Below are 16,701 nucleotides of genomic sequence, written 5' to 3'. Positions count from 1 at the left end.
GCCGAGGGCAAGGCAGGCATGCACCACCACCGTGGCGACGGCTTGGTGCCCTTGTCCGAGATGCCGCTGGCCACCGAAGACGTGGAGCGCGCGCTCCTGGGCCAACGATTCCCCGCGGGAGCCCGCGTCGCGGTCGCCCAAGGCTCGGACGGCACGGTGCGAGTGACTGTCAACGGCAAGCCGTGGCGCTCAGGCAAGGCCGATACCCGCCCCAACGCGCCTCGCACCCTGCGCGAAAGCGTCACCGTGGGCGAGCGCACCTACGAGTACAAGGTGGACGCCGACGGCTTCTGGCAGGTCCACCGTGGCGCGCCCGCCGTGCTGGTGGCCGAGGTGCTGGAACGTGTCGGTGAGGCCGAGCGAGTGGCCGATCTCTACGCGGGCGCGGGCCTCTTCACCCTCCCGCTGGCCGCAGCGGGCCGCGACGTGGTGTCCGTGGAGGCGCACGCGGGCGCGTCGCGCGCCGCGCGCCGCAACCTCCACGACTACCCCTCGGCGAGCATCGTCCACGGTGACGTGCGCCGCACCCTGCGCGACGGCATCGGCCACCTGGACGCGATCGTGCTTGACCCCCGCGCTCCGGTGCAGGCAAGGCCACGCTGGACGCGGTGGCAGCCAGCGGTGCATCGCGGCTCGTGTACGTGGCCTGCGACCCTGTGGCGCTGGCGCGCGACACCGCCTTACTCGCCGAGCGCGGCTACGACCTCGTCGACGCCCAGGCGCATGACCTCTTCCCCATGACCCACCACGTGGAGACGGTCGCGACCTTTACCTCCCGTTGACCGCGCCAAGGGTCAACCATGTGCGTCGTGGCCGATAGGATGGGCCGCGGACAAGAACCATGGGAGGTTTGTGCATGAGCGAGAACACGCTGGGATCCAAGGCCACGCTGGACGTGGACGGGAAGTCCTACGAGATCTACCGGCTCGGGGCAGTCCCCGGTCTGGAGAAGGCTCCCGTTCTCGCTCAAGGTCCTCGCCGAGGCGCTGCTGCGCACCGAAGACGGCGCCAACATCACCGCCGAGCACGTCAACGCCCTCGCCACCTGGGACCCCCAGGCCATGCCGGACACCGAGATCCAGTTCACCCCCGCGCGCGTGGTGATGCAGGACTTCACCGGTGTGCCCTGCGTCGTCGACCTCGCCACCATGCGTGAGGCCGTTGCGGAACTTGGCGGCGACCCGTCGGTCATCAACCCGCTTGCCCCCGCAGAGATGGTCATCGACCACTCCGTCGTGATCGACGTCTTCGGACGCAAGGACGCGCTGGAGCGCAACACGGACCTCGAGTACGAGCGCAACCGTGAGCGCTACCAGTTCCTGCGCTGGGGCCAGACGGCCTTCGACAACTTCAAGGTGGTGCCCCCGGGCACGGGTATCGTCCACCAGGTCAACCTGGAGTACCTCGCGCGCGGCGTGATGACCAAGGACGCCGCAGGCGTGACCCAGGCGTACCCCGACTCGTGCGTCGGCACCGACTCGCACACCACCATGATCAACGGGCTTGGCGTGCTCGGCTGGGGCGTCGGCGGCATCGAGGCCGAGGCAGCGATGCTGGGCCAGCCCGTGTCGATGCTGATTCCCCGTGTGGTCGGCTTCAAGGCTCACCGGCGCGATCCCCGCAGGCGCGACCGCCACCGACGTGGTGCTCACCATCACCCAGATGCTGCGCGAGCACGGTGTGGTGGGCAAGTTCGTGGAGTTCTACGGCGAGGGTGTGGGTGCGGTGCCGCTGGCCAACCGCGCCACGATCGGCAACATGTCGCCCGAGTTCGGCTCGACCGCAGCGATCTTCCCGATCGACGGCGTCACCATCGACTACCTCAAGGCTCACCGGGCGCTCCGAGGACCAGGTGAAGCTGGTCGAGGCGTACTGCAAGGAACAGGGCATGTGGCACGACCCGTCGGCCGACGGGTACATCGAGCCGGTGTTCTCCGAGTACCTCGAGGCTCGACCTGTCGACCGTGGTGCCGTCCATCGCGGGCCCCAAGCGCCCCCAGGACCGCATCGAGCCTGACCGATGCCAAGGCGTCCTTCTCGCAGGCCATCCTCAACTACGTGGACCACGAGGCCTCCGAGTCCCGCGGTCTCGACGAGTCAGTCGAGGAGACCTTTCCCGCGTCCGACCCGATCGCGGCCGAGGCTCACGCGGGGGACGCGCCCGAGCCTCGCGAGACGAGCCTCCGAGATCGCCAAGCGTCGCCCGCACAAGCACGTACCGCTCACGATGGCCGACGGCACCGAGACCGCGCTCGACCACGGCGCTGTGGTGATCGCGTCGATCACCTCGTGCACTAACACGTCGAACCCCTCGGTGATGCTCGCCGCCGCGCTCCTCGCGCGCAATGCGAACGAGCGTGGCCTGAACGTCAAGCCGTGGGTCAAGACCTCCATGGCACCGGGCTCGAAGGTCGTCACCGACTACTACGAGAAGGCAGGGCTCTGGCCCGACCTCGAGGCGCTGGGCTACCACCTGGTCGGCTACGGCTGCACCACGTGCATCGGTAACTCAGGCCCACTGCCCGAGGAGGTCTCGCAGGCGGTCAACGACAACGACCTCGCGGTCGTCTCTGTCCTGTCCGGCAACCGCAACTTCGAGGGACGCATCAACCCCGACGTGAAGATGAACTACCTCGCGTCGCCGCCGCTCGTCATCGCCTACGCGCTGGCAGGCACCATGGACCACGACTTCGAGGCCGACCCGCTGGGCCAGGACTCCGACGGCAACGACGTGTTCCTGCGGGACATCTGGCCCTCGGCCGCCGAGGTCGAGGAGATCGTCGGTTCGTCGATCACCGAGGACATGTTCGCCAAGGACTACGCCGACGTCTTCGCGGGCGACTCGCGGTGGCAGCAGCGCCCACGCCCGCCGGCAAGACCTTTGAATGGGCCGACGACTCCACCTACGTGCGCAAGCCCCCGTACTTCGAGGGTATGGGCGCCGAGCCGGAGCCCGTCGAGGACATCACCGGTGCACGCGTCCTCGCACTGCTGGGCGACTCGGTCACCACCGACCACATCTCGCCCGCCGGTGCGATCAAGCCCGACAGCCCTGCCGGTGTGTATCTCGCCCAGCACGGCGTCGAGCGTCGCGACTTCAACTCCTACGGCTCGCGCCGTGGCAACCACGAGGTGATGATTCGTGGCACCTTCGCGAACATTCGCCTGAAGAACTTGCTGCTCGACGGCGTTGAGGGCGGCTTCACCTTCAACTTCATCAAGGGTGAGCAGGACACGATCTACGACGCCGCGCAGGACTACGCGGCCGCAGGCACCCCGCTGGTGGTGCTCGGTGGCAAGGAGTACGGCTCCGGATCGTCGCGTGACTGGGCCGCCAAGGGCACCAGCCTGCTGGGAGTGCGTGCCGTCATTACCGAGTCGTTCGAGCGCATTCACCGCTCCAACCTCATCGGAATGGGTGTGCTTCCGCTGCAGTTCCCCGCGGGCGAATCGGCTGCATCGCTTGGCCTCGATGGCACGGAGAGCTTCGACATCGTCGGCGTGGCCGCGTTCTCGGAGGGGAGCACCCCAAGACCCTCCCGGTGAAGGCCACCAAGGGCGACGGCTCCGTGGTGTCGTTCGATGCGATCGTTCGTGTCGACACCCCCGGTGAGGCGGACTACTTCCGCAACGGCGGCATCCTGCAGTACGTGCTCCGCTCGCTCGTCTCTGCCTGACAACGCCTGACCGACCTCACGCGCCGGCTCCGCATCTTGTGCGGGGTCGGCGCGTCGTCGTATGAGTGGCGGGCACCGTACAGTGGACGTCTACCTGATGAATGGAGGAATGCGTGCTGGAGCGCATCGAGTCGCCGCGTGATCTCGACGGACTGACGCGGGACGAGGCTCGGGGAGCCTGGCGCAGGAGATCCGGGACTACTTGGTGTCATCGGTGTCGCTCACGGGTGGACACCTGGGACCCAACCTTGGCGTGGTCGAACTGACCATCGGACTCCACCGGGTGTTCGACTCTCCGCACGACAGCATCGTCTTCGACACCGGGCATCAGTCGTACGTTCACAAGGCTCCTCACCGGGCGCCGTGACTTCTCCGAGGCTCCGCAGTCGTGGCGGCCTCGCCGGATATCCGCAGCGTTCCGAGTCGGAACACGACATCGTGGAGAACTCCCACGCCTCCACCGCGGTCTCGTGGGCCGCAGGCATCGGCCGTGGCTACGCGCTGCGGGGCGAGACGGACCGCACCGCCGTGGCGGTGATCGGCGACGGCGCGCTGACGGGCGGGATGGCGTGGGAGGCCCTGAACTCGGTGGCCGCCTCACGCGACCGTGTGGTGATCGTCGTCAACGACAATGGCCGCTCGTACGCTCCGACCATCGGCGGCCTGGCGCGCCGCCTCGACGGCATTCGCACCGATCCTCGCTACGAACAGTTCCTGGGATGGGGCAAGCGCAACTTCCAGGGACGCGGCTGGGCGCGCAACTTCACCTACCAGACCGTGATGCACGGCAAGCGTGCCGTGAAGGGCCTCATCACCGAGCCGGGCATGTTTGAGGATCTGGGACTCAAGTACGTGGGCCCCGTGGATGGGCATGATCTGGCTCAGGTCGAGGCCGCCCTGACGCACGCCAAGTCCTTCGGGGGACCTGTCATCGTTCACGTGCTCACCGAGAAGGGGCGTGGCTACACCCCGGCGGAGGAGGACGTCGCGGATCGCTTCCACGCGGTCGGCGTGATCCACCCCGAGACGGGCCTTCCGGTGAAGCCCTCGCGCTTCGGCTGGACCTCAGTGTTCGCCGAGGAGATCGTGGCGGTGGCGCGCGAACGCGATGACGTGGTGGCGCTCACGGCCGCCATGCTCGCGCCCGTGGGGCTCCAGCCGATGGCCGATGAGTTCCCCGACCGAGTCATCGACGTCGGCATCGCCGAGCAGCACGCCGTGACCTCGGCCGCCGGGCTCGCCTTCGCGGGCATGCACCCGGTCTTCGCCGTCTACGCCACCTTCCTGAACCGGGCGTTCGACCAGGTCCTCATGGACGTGGCGCTGCACGGCGCTGGCGTGACGTTCATGCTCGATAGGGCGGGGATCACCGGCGACGACGGCCCCAGCCACAACGGCATGTGGGACATGGCGCTGCTGCGTCACGTCCCGGGACTGCGCCTGGCGGCGCCGCGCGACGCTTCCACGTTGCGGCAGGCGTTCCGCGAGGCTGTCGATGTCGACGACGCGCCCACCGTGGTGCGCTACCCGAAGGGCCCGGTGGGTGAAGACCTGCCGGCGCTACGGTCCGTGGGCGATCTCGACGTGCTCGCCGAGCACAGTTCCCAGCCACGGGTCGTGGTCCTCGGGCTCGGCTCGATGGCGACCACCGCGATCGACACGGCCGCGAAGATCGCTGCCGAGGGCGTCGGCGTGGTGGCAGCGACGGCGACCTGGGTGCATCCCGTGCCCGACGGACTTGACGCTCTCATCGGAGACGCCGAGGCTCATCGTGACCGTCGAGGACGGCCTCGTGGATGCGGGCCTGGGCCAGGAATGGGCGGAGTACGCCCGGATGCTGGGTCTGACGGCCTCGTGGAGCCATCACGGCGTGCCGCGCGAGTTCCTCGAGCATGCGTCGCGGGCGCAGATCGTGGAGCAGGTGGGCCTCGACGCGTCGGCGCTCGCAGATGCGGTGATCGCCGCGCTCGACTGACGGACCTCTCGCCGCCGCGGCGATTCCGTTTCCGTTTGGCCCCCGGTAGGTACGCATGTGCAGCGTGTGACGGGAGCGGCGATCCCATGAGCCACTCCCGTCACACAAGTCACATCAGTGGGCCAAACGGACGGGACTACGAGGGATTTGCTGGGGCCTCATCGACTGCTGATGCCTCGGCGTCCGCGAATGCCTCCGCGAGCAGGGGCGCGGTGAGGTCGATCTGCCACTGGCGCGCATCCCGCGACGCCAGGAGGGCTCGAATCTCGTCCTCGCCTCCACCTCGGTGCTCCCAGCAGGCACGCCGCATCGCGTCGGGCTGCAGGAGGTTCTCGGCTGGCATCTCCAGTCGCTCGGCCAGGGCGCCGATGCGCGGACGTGCCACGTCGAGACGCGCGGCCGCTTCCGGACGCTTGTCCTTCCACATGCGTGGCTGAGGCGGTCCGTCGCCACGGGGTCCTCGCTTGGATGGCAGCGCCGTCTCCGGCAGGCGCAGCGCCTTCTCGATCACGGGATACCACCGGGGCGCGGCGCGCTTGGTGCCGCGGGACTGCCATTCGCGCACCTGGAGCAGCGCCGCAAGCGACGCAGGCTTGGCCTGTCTGCCGCCACGATCGCCGCATCGCGCAGGACGCGGCCAGGCGACGTGTCGCGCTGCTGCGCTACTTTGTCGCGCTCCTCCCAGAGTGCCCGAACGACGCCGAGCCCGCGCTGATCGCGGATCTGGTGCGACCCGGACGTCCGTCGCCACGGCTCGACCCGCGGCGGGGGCGGGGGAGCGAGCCGCACCGCCTCGAACTCCTCTCGCGCCCAGTCGAGCTTTCCCGCGGCCTCGAGGTGACCGAGCATCGCCTCACGCAGGCTCGAGCAACACCTCGACGTCGAGGGCCGCATAAACCAGCCAGTCGTGGGGCAGGGGACGGGTGGACCAGTCCTGGGCCGAGTGCTCCTTGGCGAGCGCAAGCCCCAGGCTCGCGCTCCACGACGGCCGCGAGGCCCACCTTGGGCCAGCCCAGCAGGCGCGCCGCGAGCTCGGTGTCGAACACCGATGCGGGTGTCAGCCCCAGGTCGTGCATGCCCGGGAGGTCCTGGCTTGCAGCGTGGAACACCCACTCGGCGTCGCCGAACGCCTGGTTCAGCGACGAGAGATCGGGCAGCGCGGCCGTATCGACCAGCGCGATGCCGGCGCCGGCGCGCTTGAACTGTGCGAGGTAGGTCGCCTGTCCATAGCGGAAGCCCGAGGCGCGCTCGGCATCGGCGGCGATGGGGCCGGTCCCTGCGGCGAAGGCATCGGCCATACGCCGCAGACCCTCGGGGGTGGTGATGACCTGCGGCACTCCGCCAGCGGGTTCGGTGAGGGGGATGGCGGGGGCCGCCTCCGGCTCGGTGGGCGCGTCGCTCATGCGTGGCGTCCCGGCAGCATCGTTACTCCTTCAGGAAGGGGAGGCACACCCGCGCACGTGGCGAGGAGGTCAGTCCACGCCTGCACGTGTGGCTCCATGTTGTTGTCGAGGGGAGTCCAGGACACCCTCACCGACGTGCACCTCGCTCGGGCGCTCCGCAAGGCTCGCCGTAGGAGCCTGTTCGTCACCTTGGTGACGGTGCCTCCTCGCGCGCGGTGCGGGGCGCCCTCAAGGGACTCCTCGAGCCATGACCAGGCCACGTCGGCCCACATTTCATCGGCGCCGACCTCGGGCTCCACCTGAGCCTTGACGAGCGCGACCACCCGAAAACGGCCGTCCCATGCGTCATGCCCGGCGGGGTCGTGCAGCAGCACAAAACGGCCGCTGGCGTGAGCATCGTCCGCATGAAGTTCGCCACTAATGGCGACGGCATACGGCGCGATGCGTCCTGGTGCCGGCGCCTCGGTGAGCACCACATCCGAGCGGGTACGCGCGGACGCGAGCGACGTGAGCGCCGCACGAAAGTCCGGCGGCGCCTGCTCGAAGTCCTGGGCCATACCGTTGAGCGTAGGGGCGTGGGTCCCTACGCCCCGGTTCGCCACGCGACGCAGGGCCACTAGGCTGGAGCGCGGTACCGACCTCAATCCCCGAACATTCAAAGGACGGACACATGGCGCAGGCCCAGATCGGTGTGACAGGACTCGCGGTGATGGGGCGCAACCTCGCCCGCAACTTCGCGCGCAACGGCTTCACGGTGGCGGTGCACAACCGCTCGCCTCAGAAGATGCACTCGCTCATCGAGGAGCACGGCTCCGAGGGTGAGTTCATCGGTTGCGAGACCCTGGAGGACTTTGTCGAGGCTCTCGCGAAGCCCCGCACCGTCGTCATCATGGTGCAGGCAGGCGGTCCCACGGACGCCGTGATCGACGCGCTGACCCCGCTGCTGGAGGAGGGCGACATCATCGTCGACGCCGGCAACGCACACTTCCCTGACACTCGCCGTCGCGAGGCCGCGCTCAAGGAGAAGGGTCTCCACTTTGTGGGCGCCGGCGTCTCCGGCGGTGAGGAGGGCGCCCTGCTAGGCCCCTCGATCATGCCTGGCGGTCCCGCGGAGTCCTACGCGACACTCGGCCCCATCCTCGAGAAGATCGCCGCGAAGGCGGAGGACGGCACCCCATGCTGCGTGCACGTGGGTCCCGATGGCGCTGGCCACTTCGTCAAGATGGTCCACAACGGCATCGAGTACGCCGACATGCAGGCTCATCGGCGAGGCCTACCACCTGCTTCGCGCGGGCCTGAACCTCACCCCGGCGGAGATCGGCGACATCTTCGCCGAGTGGAACACCGGTGACCTCGACTCGTTCCTCATCGATGTGACGGCCAACGTCCTCAAGCAGATCGACGCGAAGACCGGCAAGGCGCTGGTCGACGTGATCGTCGACGAGGCGGGCCAGAAGGGCACGGGCCGCTGGACGGTGCAGTCGGCGCTCGACCTTGGCGCCCCGGTCACGGGTATCGCCGAGGCGACGTTCGCCCGTGCCATCTCGTCGCAGACCGCCCAGCGCGAGGCCGCCCGCGGCGTCCTCGCAGGCAACGCTGGTGACTTCCACATCAAGGACCGCAAGGGCTTCATCGAGGACGTGCGCCTCGCGCTGTACGCGTCCAAGGTGGTCGCCTACGCACAGGGCTTCGACCAGATCCAGGCCGCCTCGGAGGAGTACGGCTGGGGCATCAAGCGCGGCGAGATGGCGAAGATCTGGCGCGAGGGCTGCATCATTCGCGCCCGCTTCCTTGACCGCATCACCGAGGCGTACGAGCGCAACGACTCGCTCGCGTCGCTGCTGGTGGACGACTACTTCGCTGGTGCCGTCGCGAACGGCGTGTCCGCGTGGCGTCGCGTGGTCTCGCAGGCCGCGCTTGCAGGCGTCCCCGCGCCCGCGTTCTCGTCGTCGCTGTCGTACTACGACTCGCTGCGTGCCGAGCGTCTTCCCGCGGCTCTGATCCAGGGCCAGCGTGACTTCTTCGGTGCCCACACCTACAAGCGCATCGACTCCGAGGGCACGTTCCATACCCTGTGGGGCGGCGACCGCTCCGAGGTCGAGGCGTAAGCCACCGCTCAGCGATAGCCCCGGTCACCGTCACGGTGGCCGGGGTTTCGTGTTTCCTGGCACGGAAGGGTAGGCTCTCGACCTCTAGGGTGTGAGGCATGACCGCCCGACTCGTCGGACGCAGGCCCCATGTCGAGCCCGACGCTCTGATCGCCGCCCTCGTCCCGCCGCCCCACTTCGCGGGGGCCTCCTTCGATTCCTACCGGCCAGATGCCGCCTACCCCAGCCAGCGGGACGCCGTCGATGCAGTCCGTACGTTCGCCAAGGGCGTGGGCCGGCGCGGCCTGCTGCGTCGTTCGAGTGCCGGCCGGGGCATCTACCTCGACGGTGGGTTCGGGGTGGGCAAGACTCACCTCATTGCCGCGCTCGCGCATGAGGTCGGGCACCGTGCGGCCTTCGGAACGTTCGTGGAGTACACCCAGGCTCGTGGGCGCGTTGGGCTTCCAGGGCACCCGGCGGGCGCTGCAGGAGTTCGCCGTGGTGTGTATCGACGAATTCGAACTTGATGATCCTGGCGACACGGTGCTCATGGCTCGCCTGATGAGGGAGTTGGCCGATGCTGGGGTGGCGCTCGCTGCCACATCCAACACGTTGCCGGGCTCGCTGGGCCAGGGCCGATTCGCCGCAGACGACTTTCAGCGGGAGATTCAGGCCGTTGCGAGCGTGTTTGACGTCATCACGATTGACGGCCCTGATTACCGGGGCCGGGGTGACCTGACGTTCCCGCCACCGGCCCGAGCCGACGAGGTGCTGGCCACGAGCGCGGTCGAGGGGGTGCCTGCGAGGAATGGTCGGCGCTGATGGCAGACCTCAGCCACGTTCACCCGAGCCGGCTGGGCGCCTACGTGGAGGGCGTGCGCGTCCTGGGGCTGAGGGGGTGGCGCCGCTGACGGATCAGGCTCAAGCCCTGCGCCTCGTCTCGCTGGTGGACCGCCTGTACGACCGTGACGTCCGCATCGTTGCATCGGGCCATTCGCTGGGTGACGTCTTCACCAAGGACATGCTGCGCGGCGGGTACCGCAAGAAGTACTACCGCGCGCTGAGTCGCATGCTGGCGATGGTCGCGGGGGAGTAGCCCCGTCCTATGGCGCGGTGGGCGCCGGGTCGCCGGTGACGGCCTCGGTGTAGGCGTCGAGGAATCGGCCGAGCAGGTCGAGCAGCGCCTCCTGCTCGTCGGGTTCGAGGACCGCGAGACCTGCGCCGGTGACCGCCATGGCGCTCGTCAGGGCGCGCTCGAACGCTGCGCGACCGGTGTCGGTGGCCGTGACAACCCACGCGGTGGAGCCCGCGGCCCTATGCCTGGAAACGAAGCCTTCCTTCTCGGCGTTGGCCACCTGGCGGTGCACGGTCGACTGCTCGGCTTCAGTGCGTCACAGATCTGGCGCATGGTTCGGGCGTCGCCGTCAGACAGCAGCCACAGCAGCCGCATGTCGGCGGTGCCGACCGTCACGCGCTGTTCGAGGACGTGCCGGGTCCGTTCCACGCGGGCGAGCAGGCCCGCCATCGTGCGTTCGGGGGCGGTGCCGATGTGCGCGCCTCGGCTCATGGGTAGGCTCCTCAGGTGTGGCCGGTGAAGTGGACACCACTGTATCCGAGGGTATATGTATGTAACCTACATAGTCATCGGGACCTTGGTCCCACTCATCGCAACGGTGCGGCGCCCCTGGCCGTCCGCGGCACGCTCCGACGCCGCGACGAATCGAGGTCACATGTCCACCACAGCAGGCGTACCGACGCTCCACGGCAAGAAGGCGATCTTTGCCATCGTCGCCCTGGGCTTCTCGAGCCTGAGCGCGGCGCTCATGCAGTCGCTCGTGATCCCCATTCAGGCCGAACTTCCTGAGCTCCTGGGTACCACGGCCAGCAACACCTCCTGGGTGGTGACGGCCACGCTGCTCGCCGCCGGCGTCACCATGCCCGTCGCCGGACGACTCGCCGACCTCATCGGCAAGAAGCCCGTGATGGTGGCCTCTGGAGTGCTGTTGCTGGTGGGCTCCGTCGTCGTGGCGCTGTCGGACACGGTCGGACCCGTGATCGTCGGCCGCGTCCTCCAGGGCGCCGCGATGGGCTACATCCCCATCGCGATCGCGATGGTGCGCGAGATCGCGCCCGCGCATCTGCGCAATCAGGCGGTGGCGGGAGTCAGTGCGACCCTCGGTGTGGGCGGGGCCATCGGTCTGCCGCTTGCCGCGTGGATCGCTCAGGGCAGCGACTGGCACCTCCTGTTCTGGGTGTCCGCGGGCCTGGCGGCCGCGATGCTGGCGCTCACGATCACCGCCATTCCCCACGTGCGCGACGCGCATGAGGGACGCATGGACTGGGCTGGTGCGGCTGGACTTGCCGTGGGTCTCGTCTCGCTTCTGGTGGGCATCTCGAAGGGCAACGACTGGGGTTGGACCGAGGCGTCCACCCTGGGCATGATCGGCGGCGGCATCGTGGTCCTGCTGGCGTGGGGCGTCTTCGAACTGCGCACGCCGCAGCCACTCGTTGACCTCCGCACGACGGCGCGCCGCCCGGTCCTCGTGACGAACGTCGGCGCGGTGCTCATCGGCTTTGGCATGATGGCACAGTCCATCGTGGTGCCTCGCCTGCTTGAGATGCCCGCGGCCACGGGCTATGGGCTCGATCAGACCATCCTCCAGGCTGGCCTCTGGATGGCGCCAGCGGGCCTCATGATGCTCGTCTTCTCGCCGCTTTCGGCCACGCTCATCACGCGATGGGGCGCACGCAATACGCTCGCGCTCGGCGCGGCCGTCCTGGCCACCGGGTATGCGATCGCGTCGCAACTCATGGATGCTCCGTGGCAACTGATGGTGGCCTCACTGGTGTGCTCCACGGGAGTGGCCATTGGCTACGCGGCGATGCCCACCATCGTGATGAATAACGTGCCCGAGCACGAGGCGGCCTCGGCGGTCGGAGTGAACTCCCTGATGCGATCCATGGGTACCACCATCGCCGGTGCAGTCATGGCTGTCATCCTCACCTCGTCCACCATGGAACTCGCTCCGGGCGTCGCGGTCCCCACCGAGGGCGCCTTCACCCTGTGCTTCGTCGTCGGAGCGGTGGCGGCCCTCGTCGGCGCCGGCGTCGTATTGCTGGGCCCGAACCAGCGCGCCGATGCGGCGACGAGCCTCGCCAAGCAGCAGGCCGATGCGCCCGAGGAGCCCGCGTTGACCCGCTGACGCGGGTCGGGGCGCCGCCGGACCGGGGCGCCGCCGGACCGGGGCGCTGGTGGATCAGTCCCTGGCCACCAGCGCCACCGCGTCGGGCGCCAGCGAGAGTCCGCCGTCGATGACGGTGACGTCTCCGAAGGTCCCCACCACGGCGCCGCGGTCGGAGACCACCGCCTCGGCGTCGGAGAGGTTCGCGTGGACGGTGACGGGTCCGTGCAGGGTGAGCACCTGAGGAGACGACTCGCTCGCGCCGGCGGGATGCGCGTCCCACGCCGCACGCGGCTCTACCCGCTCGCGCAATGCCATGAGGGTCGAGACCCACGCCCGCAGGGCGTGGTGGCCGGCGCTATCGGCCCCCACGCCGTCTCCGAGCCTTGATCGCAGGAACGTGACGCGGTCCTGGGGGTCGGGGACCTGCACCTCGCGGCCGTAAAGGCTCTTCCCAGCCGTGGCCCCCGAACTCGCTCATGCGCCCCTCGGACACCGCGGAACCCAGAGGTTCGTCGTGGTCGGTGAAGAACATGAAGGGCCTGGTCTCGCCGTATTCCTCGCCCATGAACAGCATCGGCGTAAACGGTGACAAGAGGATCGCGGCGAGAGACGTGGCCTGGGCGCCGGGGGACAGGGACGATGCCGGCCGGTCGCCGATGGCGCGGTTGCCCACCTGGTCGTGGTTGGAGGCGCACACGACGAACCGCCGACGGTCGGTCTCGGGTGGCACGGGGGCGCCCCAGGCCTTGCCGCGGAACGGCGAGTGGGTGCCGTTGTGCCAGAACACCTCCCGGTAGACCTTGTCGAGGGTCTCGAGCGAGCCGAAGTCGACGTAGTACCCATGCCGCTCACCCGTGAGGTACGCGTGCAGCGCGTGGTGGACGTCATCGTTCCACTGCGCGGTCATTCCGAGCCCGCCCTCGGCGGTCGGGGTGACCATCCTGGCGTCGTTGAGGTCCGACTCGGCCACCAGTGACAACGGCCGGCCGATGCGGTTGCTGAGTTCCGCGGTCTCGTCACTGGCCTGCGCGAGCACGTGGCGCTCCGAGTCGTCACGGAGCTCGTGGACGGCATCGAGGCGCAGGCAGTCGATGTGGAAGTCCTCGAACCACCGCAGCGCGTTATCGCAGATGTACCGGCGCATGCCGTCGGCGCTCGGCTGGTCGAGGTTGACCGCCCAACCCCACGGAGTGTGGTGAGCGTCGGTGAAGTACGGCCCAAACTTGGACAGGTAGTTGCCGTCGGGGCCGAGGTGGTTGTAGACGACGTCGAGACAGACGGCGAGGCCGGCGCGATGCGCGGCGTCGACGAAGCGCTGAAGGGCTTCGGGGCCGCCGTAGGCCTCGTGGACCGCGTACAGGGACACACCGTCATAGCCCCAGCCGTGCCGGCCGGGGAACGGCGCCACGGGCATCAACTCGACGACATCGACACCGATGGACCGCAGCGACGGCAACTGGGCCGCGGCGGCGTCGAGCGTGCCCTGCGGGGTGAACGCACCCACGTGGAGGCTCGTAGAAGACCTTGCCGAGGACATCCATGCCGCTCCAGGACGCATCGGTCCACGCAAAGCGTGAGGCGTCGAATACGCGAGAGAGCCCGTGGACGCCCGCGACCTGGCGTGCGGAGCGTGGATCGGGCCAGGGGCCTTCGCCGTCGACCACGTAGCCGTAATCGGTACCCGGCGGCAGGTCGGGGCCCGACCACCAGCCGTCGTCCCCGCGCTGCAACTCCTGAGCCGGGGCATCGGCCGCACCGATGACGAGACCCACGCTCGCCGCGTCGGGAGCCCATACGCGCGCGATCACGCGTCCTCCCGCACCAGCAGGGCGACCGGGAGGCCACCGAGAAGCGTGGCCAACTCGACCGTGCCTCCGTCAAGCGACTTGCGGGTGAATGCATCTCGCCAGCGTCCCTCGGGCAGGGTGACGGTGTGTTCGCGCCAGCCGCCGAGCCTTGTCGAGGTCCAGGCCAAGGCGTGTCGCCGCTGTGATGACCTGGGGTCGTTCTCCATCGGTCCTCGCGAACACCACGGCGTGGCCAGACGACGATGGCAGCGGCACATACCCGCAGCCGTCACCCGTGAACGCCTCGGGGTGCTCACGCCGCACCTGGAGCGTGCGCGACGTCACGAGGAGCCTTTTCCTCCGCGAGGCCGCGTGGCTTCGCATGTCCCTGCAGGCGCTCGAGTGTGTCGGCGAGCGCGTCGAAGTCCACCGGGCGTCGGTTGTCGGGGTCGACGAGTGATGGCGCCACGGTCTCCGTGCCCTGGTAGACGTCCGGCACGCCGGGCATCGTGAGCCTGGATGAGCCTTCATCGCGAGGATGTGGGCACGCACCCCGGCCGCCGTCGCTTGGTGCCATTCGGCAAGGAGCGAGCGCACGGTGTGATCGGCATGGGTGGCCTGCGCGAACCAGAGCACGGCGTTCTCGTAGGCTCTCGTCTACCGAGGTCCACGTGGTGTGCGTCTTCGCCTCACGCATGGCCTTGATGAGATAGCCCTCGAGGCGGTCCCATTCCATGACGGAGTGCTCGTCGGAGGTGCCCGCGAGGGTCTGCCACCACAGATTCTCGGTGCGGCCGTCGAGGCTTGAGGGCTTCAGATCCGCGGTCGCCGCCTGCAGGCGGGTCACCAGGGCATCCCATTCCTCGGCCGCCTCGGACAGGACCGAGAGTCGCGCCCGGACGTCCTCGGACCGCTTGGTGTCGTGGGTGGTGAGCGACGTCATGCCGTGCGGGTACTGCACCTGCTGCTCGTCGGCCCAGGCGTGGAAGTTCGCCGGGGGCAACGCGAACCGGGACGCGGGTGAACCCACCTCGCACAGCGGCAGCAGGTGAGTCCACCGGTAGTACGCGGTGTCCTCGATGCCCTTCGCCATGACGGCGCCGCACGCTTGCTGGAAGCGGGTGATCAGTTCCCGGCGGTTGGCGTCGCCCGTACGCCCCGCGGAGCCGACCTCCGCGCCCTTCAGGAGATCGACGACCACCTCGAGGGTCTCGAACCGCTCGGGGTCGAGCCTGAGCCCTGGCCAGGTCTGCCGCGTGATCGATGGCGTCGAGCGAGGCGGGCTTCGGAGGCACCCCTGCGACGACGTAGGCGCGGTAGCGGTCAAACGTGATCAGCAGGGTGCGTAGGCAGTCGTATAGCGACCGCCACGTGTGATCGCGCAGCCGCACATCCGTGGTGCAAATGGTGTGCGCGATGGTGGCGAGGCGGTGCACTTCGCTCGAGAGGGACTCCTTCACGATCTCGCGCTTGGCTTCGGAGATCATGGCGGGAAGGGTGCCCATCGCATCGCCGGTGAGCCGATGAAGCGTGGCCGCAAGGGGCGATGAACCGGCGGGGTCGCGCAGGAGCGCGCCGACGCGCCATGTGCCGTCGTAGCCCGTGGTGCCTGCCGTCTTCCACGAGGTCGGTAGGCGCTCCTCGTCCTCGAGGATCTTCTCGACGACGATCCACGCGCCGTCGGTTGCCTCCGACAGTCGCTGAATGTAGCCCGCGGGATCGGCGAGGCCATCGGGATGGTCGATGCGCAGACCCTGCAGGGTGCCGTCCTTGATGAGATCGACGATGACTTGGTGCGTGGCATCGAACACGTCCGCGTCTTCGACCCGCACCGCGACCAGCGATCCGACGTCGAAGAAGCGACGGTAGTTCAGGCTCCTCGTTGGCCACGCGCCAGTAGGCGAGCCGGTAGTGCTGCTGGTCCACGAGCGAGGCGAGCGGCAGGTTCTCGGTGCCACGGCGCACCGGGAAGACGTGCTCGTAGTAGCGCAGGACGGGGACCTCGCCCTTGTCCTCGAATCCGGGGACCACCATGGAGTCCAGTACCAGTTCACCGTTGGCGAGCACGGTACCGATGCGTTGGCCAAGAACGGGCATGAGGACCGGATCGCCGCCGGACCAGTCTACGTCGAACCAGTGGGCATGATCGGACTCCTCGCCGTCGGTCAGGACCGACCAGAGGGCCTTGTTGAAGTAGGCGGGGGTGGGCACGGCCATGTGGTTAGGCACCACATCGGCCACCAGTCCGATGCCCCGTTCGCCTGCCTTCCACGCGAGGTCGCGAAGGCCGGCCTCGCCGCCGAGGACCGGGGCGACCCGTGAGTGATCCACCACGTCGTAGAAGTGGGTGGAGCCGGGCGAGGCCTCGAGGATGGGGGAGAGGTAGAGGTGGGTGACTCCGAGCGCCGCAAAGTAATCGAGCCGTGCGGCGGCGTCAGCGAACGTGAACGCCTCGTTGAGTTGGAGTCGATACGTGGAGATCGGCACGGGAGCCCCCACGCGATGCCCTAGTCGGCGGTCCGGTTCGTGGCTGGTCTCAGACATGCGGGCGCGGCCCCTTCCATCGCTTCCGGTTCATCCTCGCAGA

At 68.8% G+C, this 16,701-nt stretch carries 13 protein-coding genes and 5 pseudogenes; 7 read left to right on the top strand and 11 right to left on the bottom strand.

Features of this window, described 5'->3' with window-relative positions; genetic code table 11:
* Positions 1-608: 608 nt before the first annotated feature.
* The 4 genes and pseudogenes from QQK48_RS00515 (at position 609) to dxs (ending at position 5,652) form a co-directional block, all read left to right on the top strand.
* Positions 609-782 carry a hypothetical protein gene (locus QQK48_RS00515; RefSeq protein WP_284327116.1) on the top strand — a complete coding sequence of 58 codons (174 nt, stop codon included), beginning with the start codon at positions 609-611 and terminating at the stop codon, positions 780-782.
* A gap of 74 nt (positions 783-856) precedes the next feature.
* Positions 857-2,038: pseudogene (locus QQK48_RS20865) on the top strand (aconitate hydratase); the annotation flags it as partial.
* 132 nt (positions 2,039-2,170) lie between these two features.
* Positions 2,171-3,677: pseudogene (gene acnA, locus QQK48_RS20860) on the top strand (aconitate hydratase AcnA); the annotation flags it as partial.
* A gap of 101 nt (positions 3,678-3,778) precedes the next feature.
* A pseudogene (gene dxs, locus QQK48_RS00505) lies at positions 3,779-5,652 on the top strand (1-deoxy-D-xylulose-5-phosphate synthase).
* Between the two features lie 136 nt (positions 5,653-5,788).
* Here the strand turns inward: dxs and QQK48_RS18585 are convergent.
* The 4 genes from QQK48_RS18585 to QQK48_RS00495 all read right to left on the bottom strand — a co-directional run bounded on the left by QQK48_RS18585 (position 5,789) and on the right by QQK48_RS00495 (position 7,612).
* Positions 5,789-6,079, bottom strand: a complete 291-nt coding sequence (locus QQK48_RS18585) for a hypothetical protein (protein WP_348523732.1) — start codon at positions 6,077-6,079, stop codon at positions 5,789-5,791.
* 80 nt (positions 6,080-6,159) lie between these two features.
* Positions 6,160-6,375, bottom strand: coding sequence for an HRDC domain-containing protein (locus QQK48_RS20855; RefSeq protein ID WP_431308386.1), 216 nt, complete (start codon positions 6,373-6,375; stop codon positions 6,160-6,162).
* Positions 6,315-7,055, bottom strand: coding sequence for a 3'-5' exonuclease family protein (locus QQK48_RS20850; protein ID WP_431308257.1), 741 nt, complete (start codon positions 7,053-7,055; stop codon positions 6,315-6,317). Before QQK48_RS20850 ends, QQK48_RS20855 begins: the two co-directional genes overlap by 61 nt.
* The gene (locus QQK48_RS00495) at positions 7,052-7,612 is read right to left on the bottom strand and encodes a DUF3000 family protein (protein WP_284327115.1); all 561 of its coding nucleotides are present in this window, start codon (positions 7,610-7,612) and stop codon (positions 7,052-7,054) included. Before QQK48_RS00495 ends, QQK48_RS20850 begins: the two co-directional genes overlap by 4 nt.
* Before the next feature lie 113 nt (positions 7,613-7,725).
* On the opposite strand from QQK48_RS00495, the pseudogene gndA reads away from it, so the two are divergent.
* Both gndA and zapE read left to right on the top strand, forming a co-directional pair.
* Positions 7,726-9,163: pseudogene (gndA, locus tag QQK48_RS00490) on the top strand (NADP-dependent phosphogluconate dehydrogenase).
* A 98-nt stretch (positions 9,164-9,261) separates the two neighbouring features.
* Positions 9,262-10,238 (top strand): annotated as a pseudogene (zapE, locus tag QQK48_RS18565) (cell division protein ZapE).
* Positions 10,239-10,245: 7 nt separating this feature from the next.
* Here zapE and QQK48_RS00475 read toward each other — a convergent pair.
* Positions 10,246-10,509, bottom strand: coding sequence for a MarR family winged helix-turn-helix transcriptional regulator (locus QQK48_RS00475; RefSeq protein ID WP_284327113.1), 264 nt, complete (start codon positions 10,507-10,509; stop codon positions 10,246-10,248).
* A 255-nt stretch (positions 10,510-10,764) separates the two neighbouring features.
* On the opposite strand from QQK48_RS00475, the gene QQK48_RS00470 reads away from it, so the two are divergent.
* Positions 10,765-12,345 carry an MFS transporter gene (locus tag QQK48_RS00470; protein WP_284327112.1) on the top strand — a complete coding sequence of 527 codons (1,581 nt, stop codon included), beginning with the start codon at positions 10,765-10,767 and terminating at the stop codon, positions 12,343-12,345.
* A 54-nt stretch (positions 12,346-12,399) separates the two neighbouring features.
* Here QQK48_RS00470 and QQK48_RS00465 read toward each other — a convergent pair whose 3' ends face one another.
* The 6 genes from QQK48_RS00465 to QQK48_RS00445 all read right to left on the bottom strand — a co-directional run bounded on the left by QQK48_RS00465 (position 12,400) and on the right by QQK48_RS00445 (position 16,658).
* Complete coding sequence (locus QQK48_RS00465) at positions 12,400-12,696, bottom strand: hypothetical protein (RefSeq protein ID WP_284329452.1); 297 nt, start codon at positions 12,694-12,696, stop codon at positions 12,400-12,402.
* The gene (locus tag QQK48_RS00460; protein ID WP_348523730.1) at positions 12,683-13,783 is read right to left on the bottom strand and encodes an alpha-amylase family glycosyl hydrolase; all 1,101 of its coding nucleotides are present in this window, start codon (positions 13,781-13,783) and stop codon (positions 12,683-12,685) included. Before QQK48_RS00460 ends, QQK48_RS00465 begins: the two co-directional genes overlap by 14 nt.
* Positions 13,698-14,135, bottom strand: coding sequence for a hypothetical protein (locus QQK48_RS18560; protein ID WP_348523351.1), 438 nt, complete (start codon positions 14,133-14,135; stop codon positions 13,698-13,700). The genes QQK48_RS00460 and QQK48_RS18560 overlap by 86 nt, the downstream gene beginning before the upstream one ends.
* On the bottom strand, positions 14,132-14,341 hold the full coding sequence (locus QQK48_RS00455) for a hypothetical protein (protein ID WP_284327111.1): 210 nt from the start codon (positions 14,339-14,341) through the stop codon (positions 14,132-14,134). Before QQK48_RS00455 ends, QQK48_RS18560 begins: the two co-directional genes overlap by 4 nt.
* Before the next feature lie 86 nt (positions 14,342-14,427).
* Positions 14,428-15,315, bottom strand: a complete 888-nt coding sequence (locus QQK48_RS00450) for a malto-oligosyltrehalose synthase (RefSeq protein WP_284327110.1) — start codon at positions 15,313-15,315, stop codon at positions 14,428-14,430.
* 122 nt (positions 15,316-15,437) lie between these two features.
* Complete coding sequence (locus QQK48_RS00445) at positions 15,438-16,658, bottom strand: alpha-amylase family glycosyl hydrolase (protein ID WP_284327109.1); 1,221 nt, start codon at positions 16,656-16,658, stop codon at positions 15,438-15,440.
* Positions 16,659-16,701: the final 43 nt, after the last annotated feature.

Source organism: Demequina litorisediminis (assembly GCF_030161615.1).
In the GTDB taxonomy this organism is placed as follows: domain Bacteria; phylum Actinomycetota; class Actinomycetes; order Actinomycetales; family Demequinaceae; genus Demequina; species Demequina litorisediminis.
Note: the sequence above shows the minus strand (reverse complement) of the source record. Positions and strands in the feature narration are given on the sequence as shown.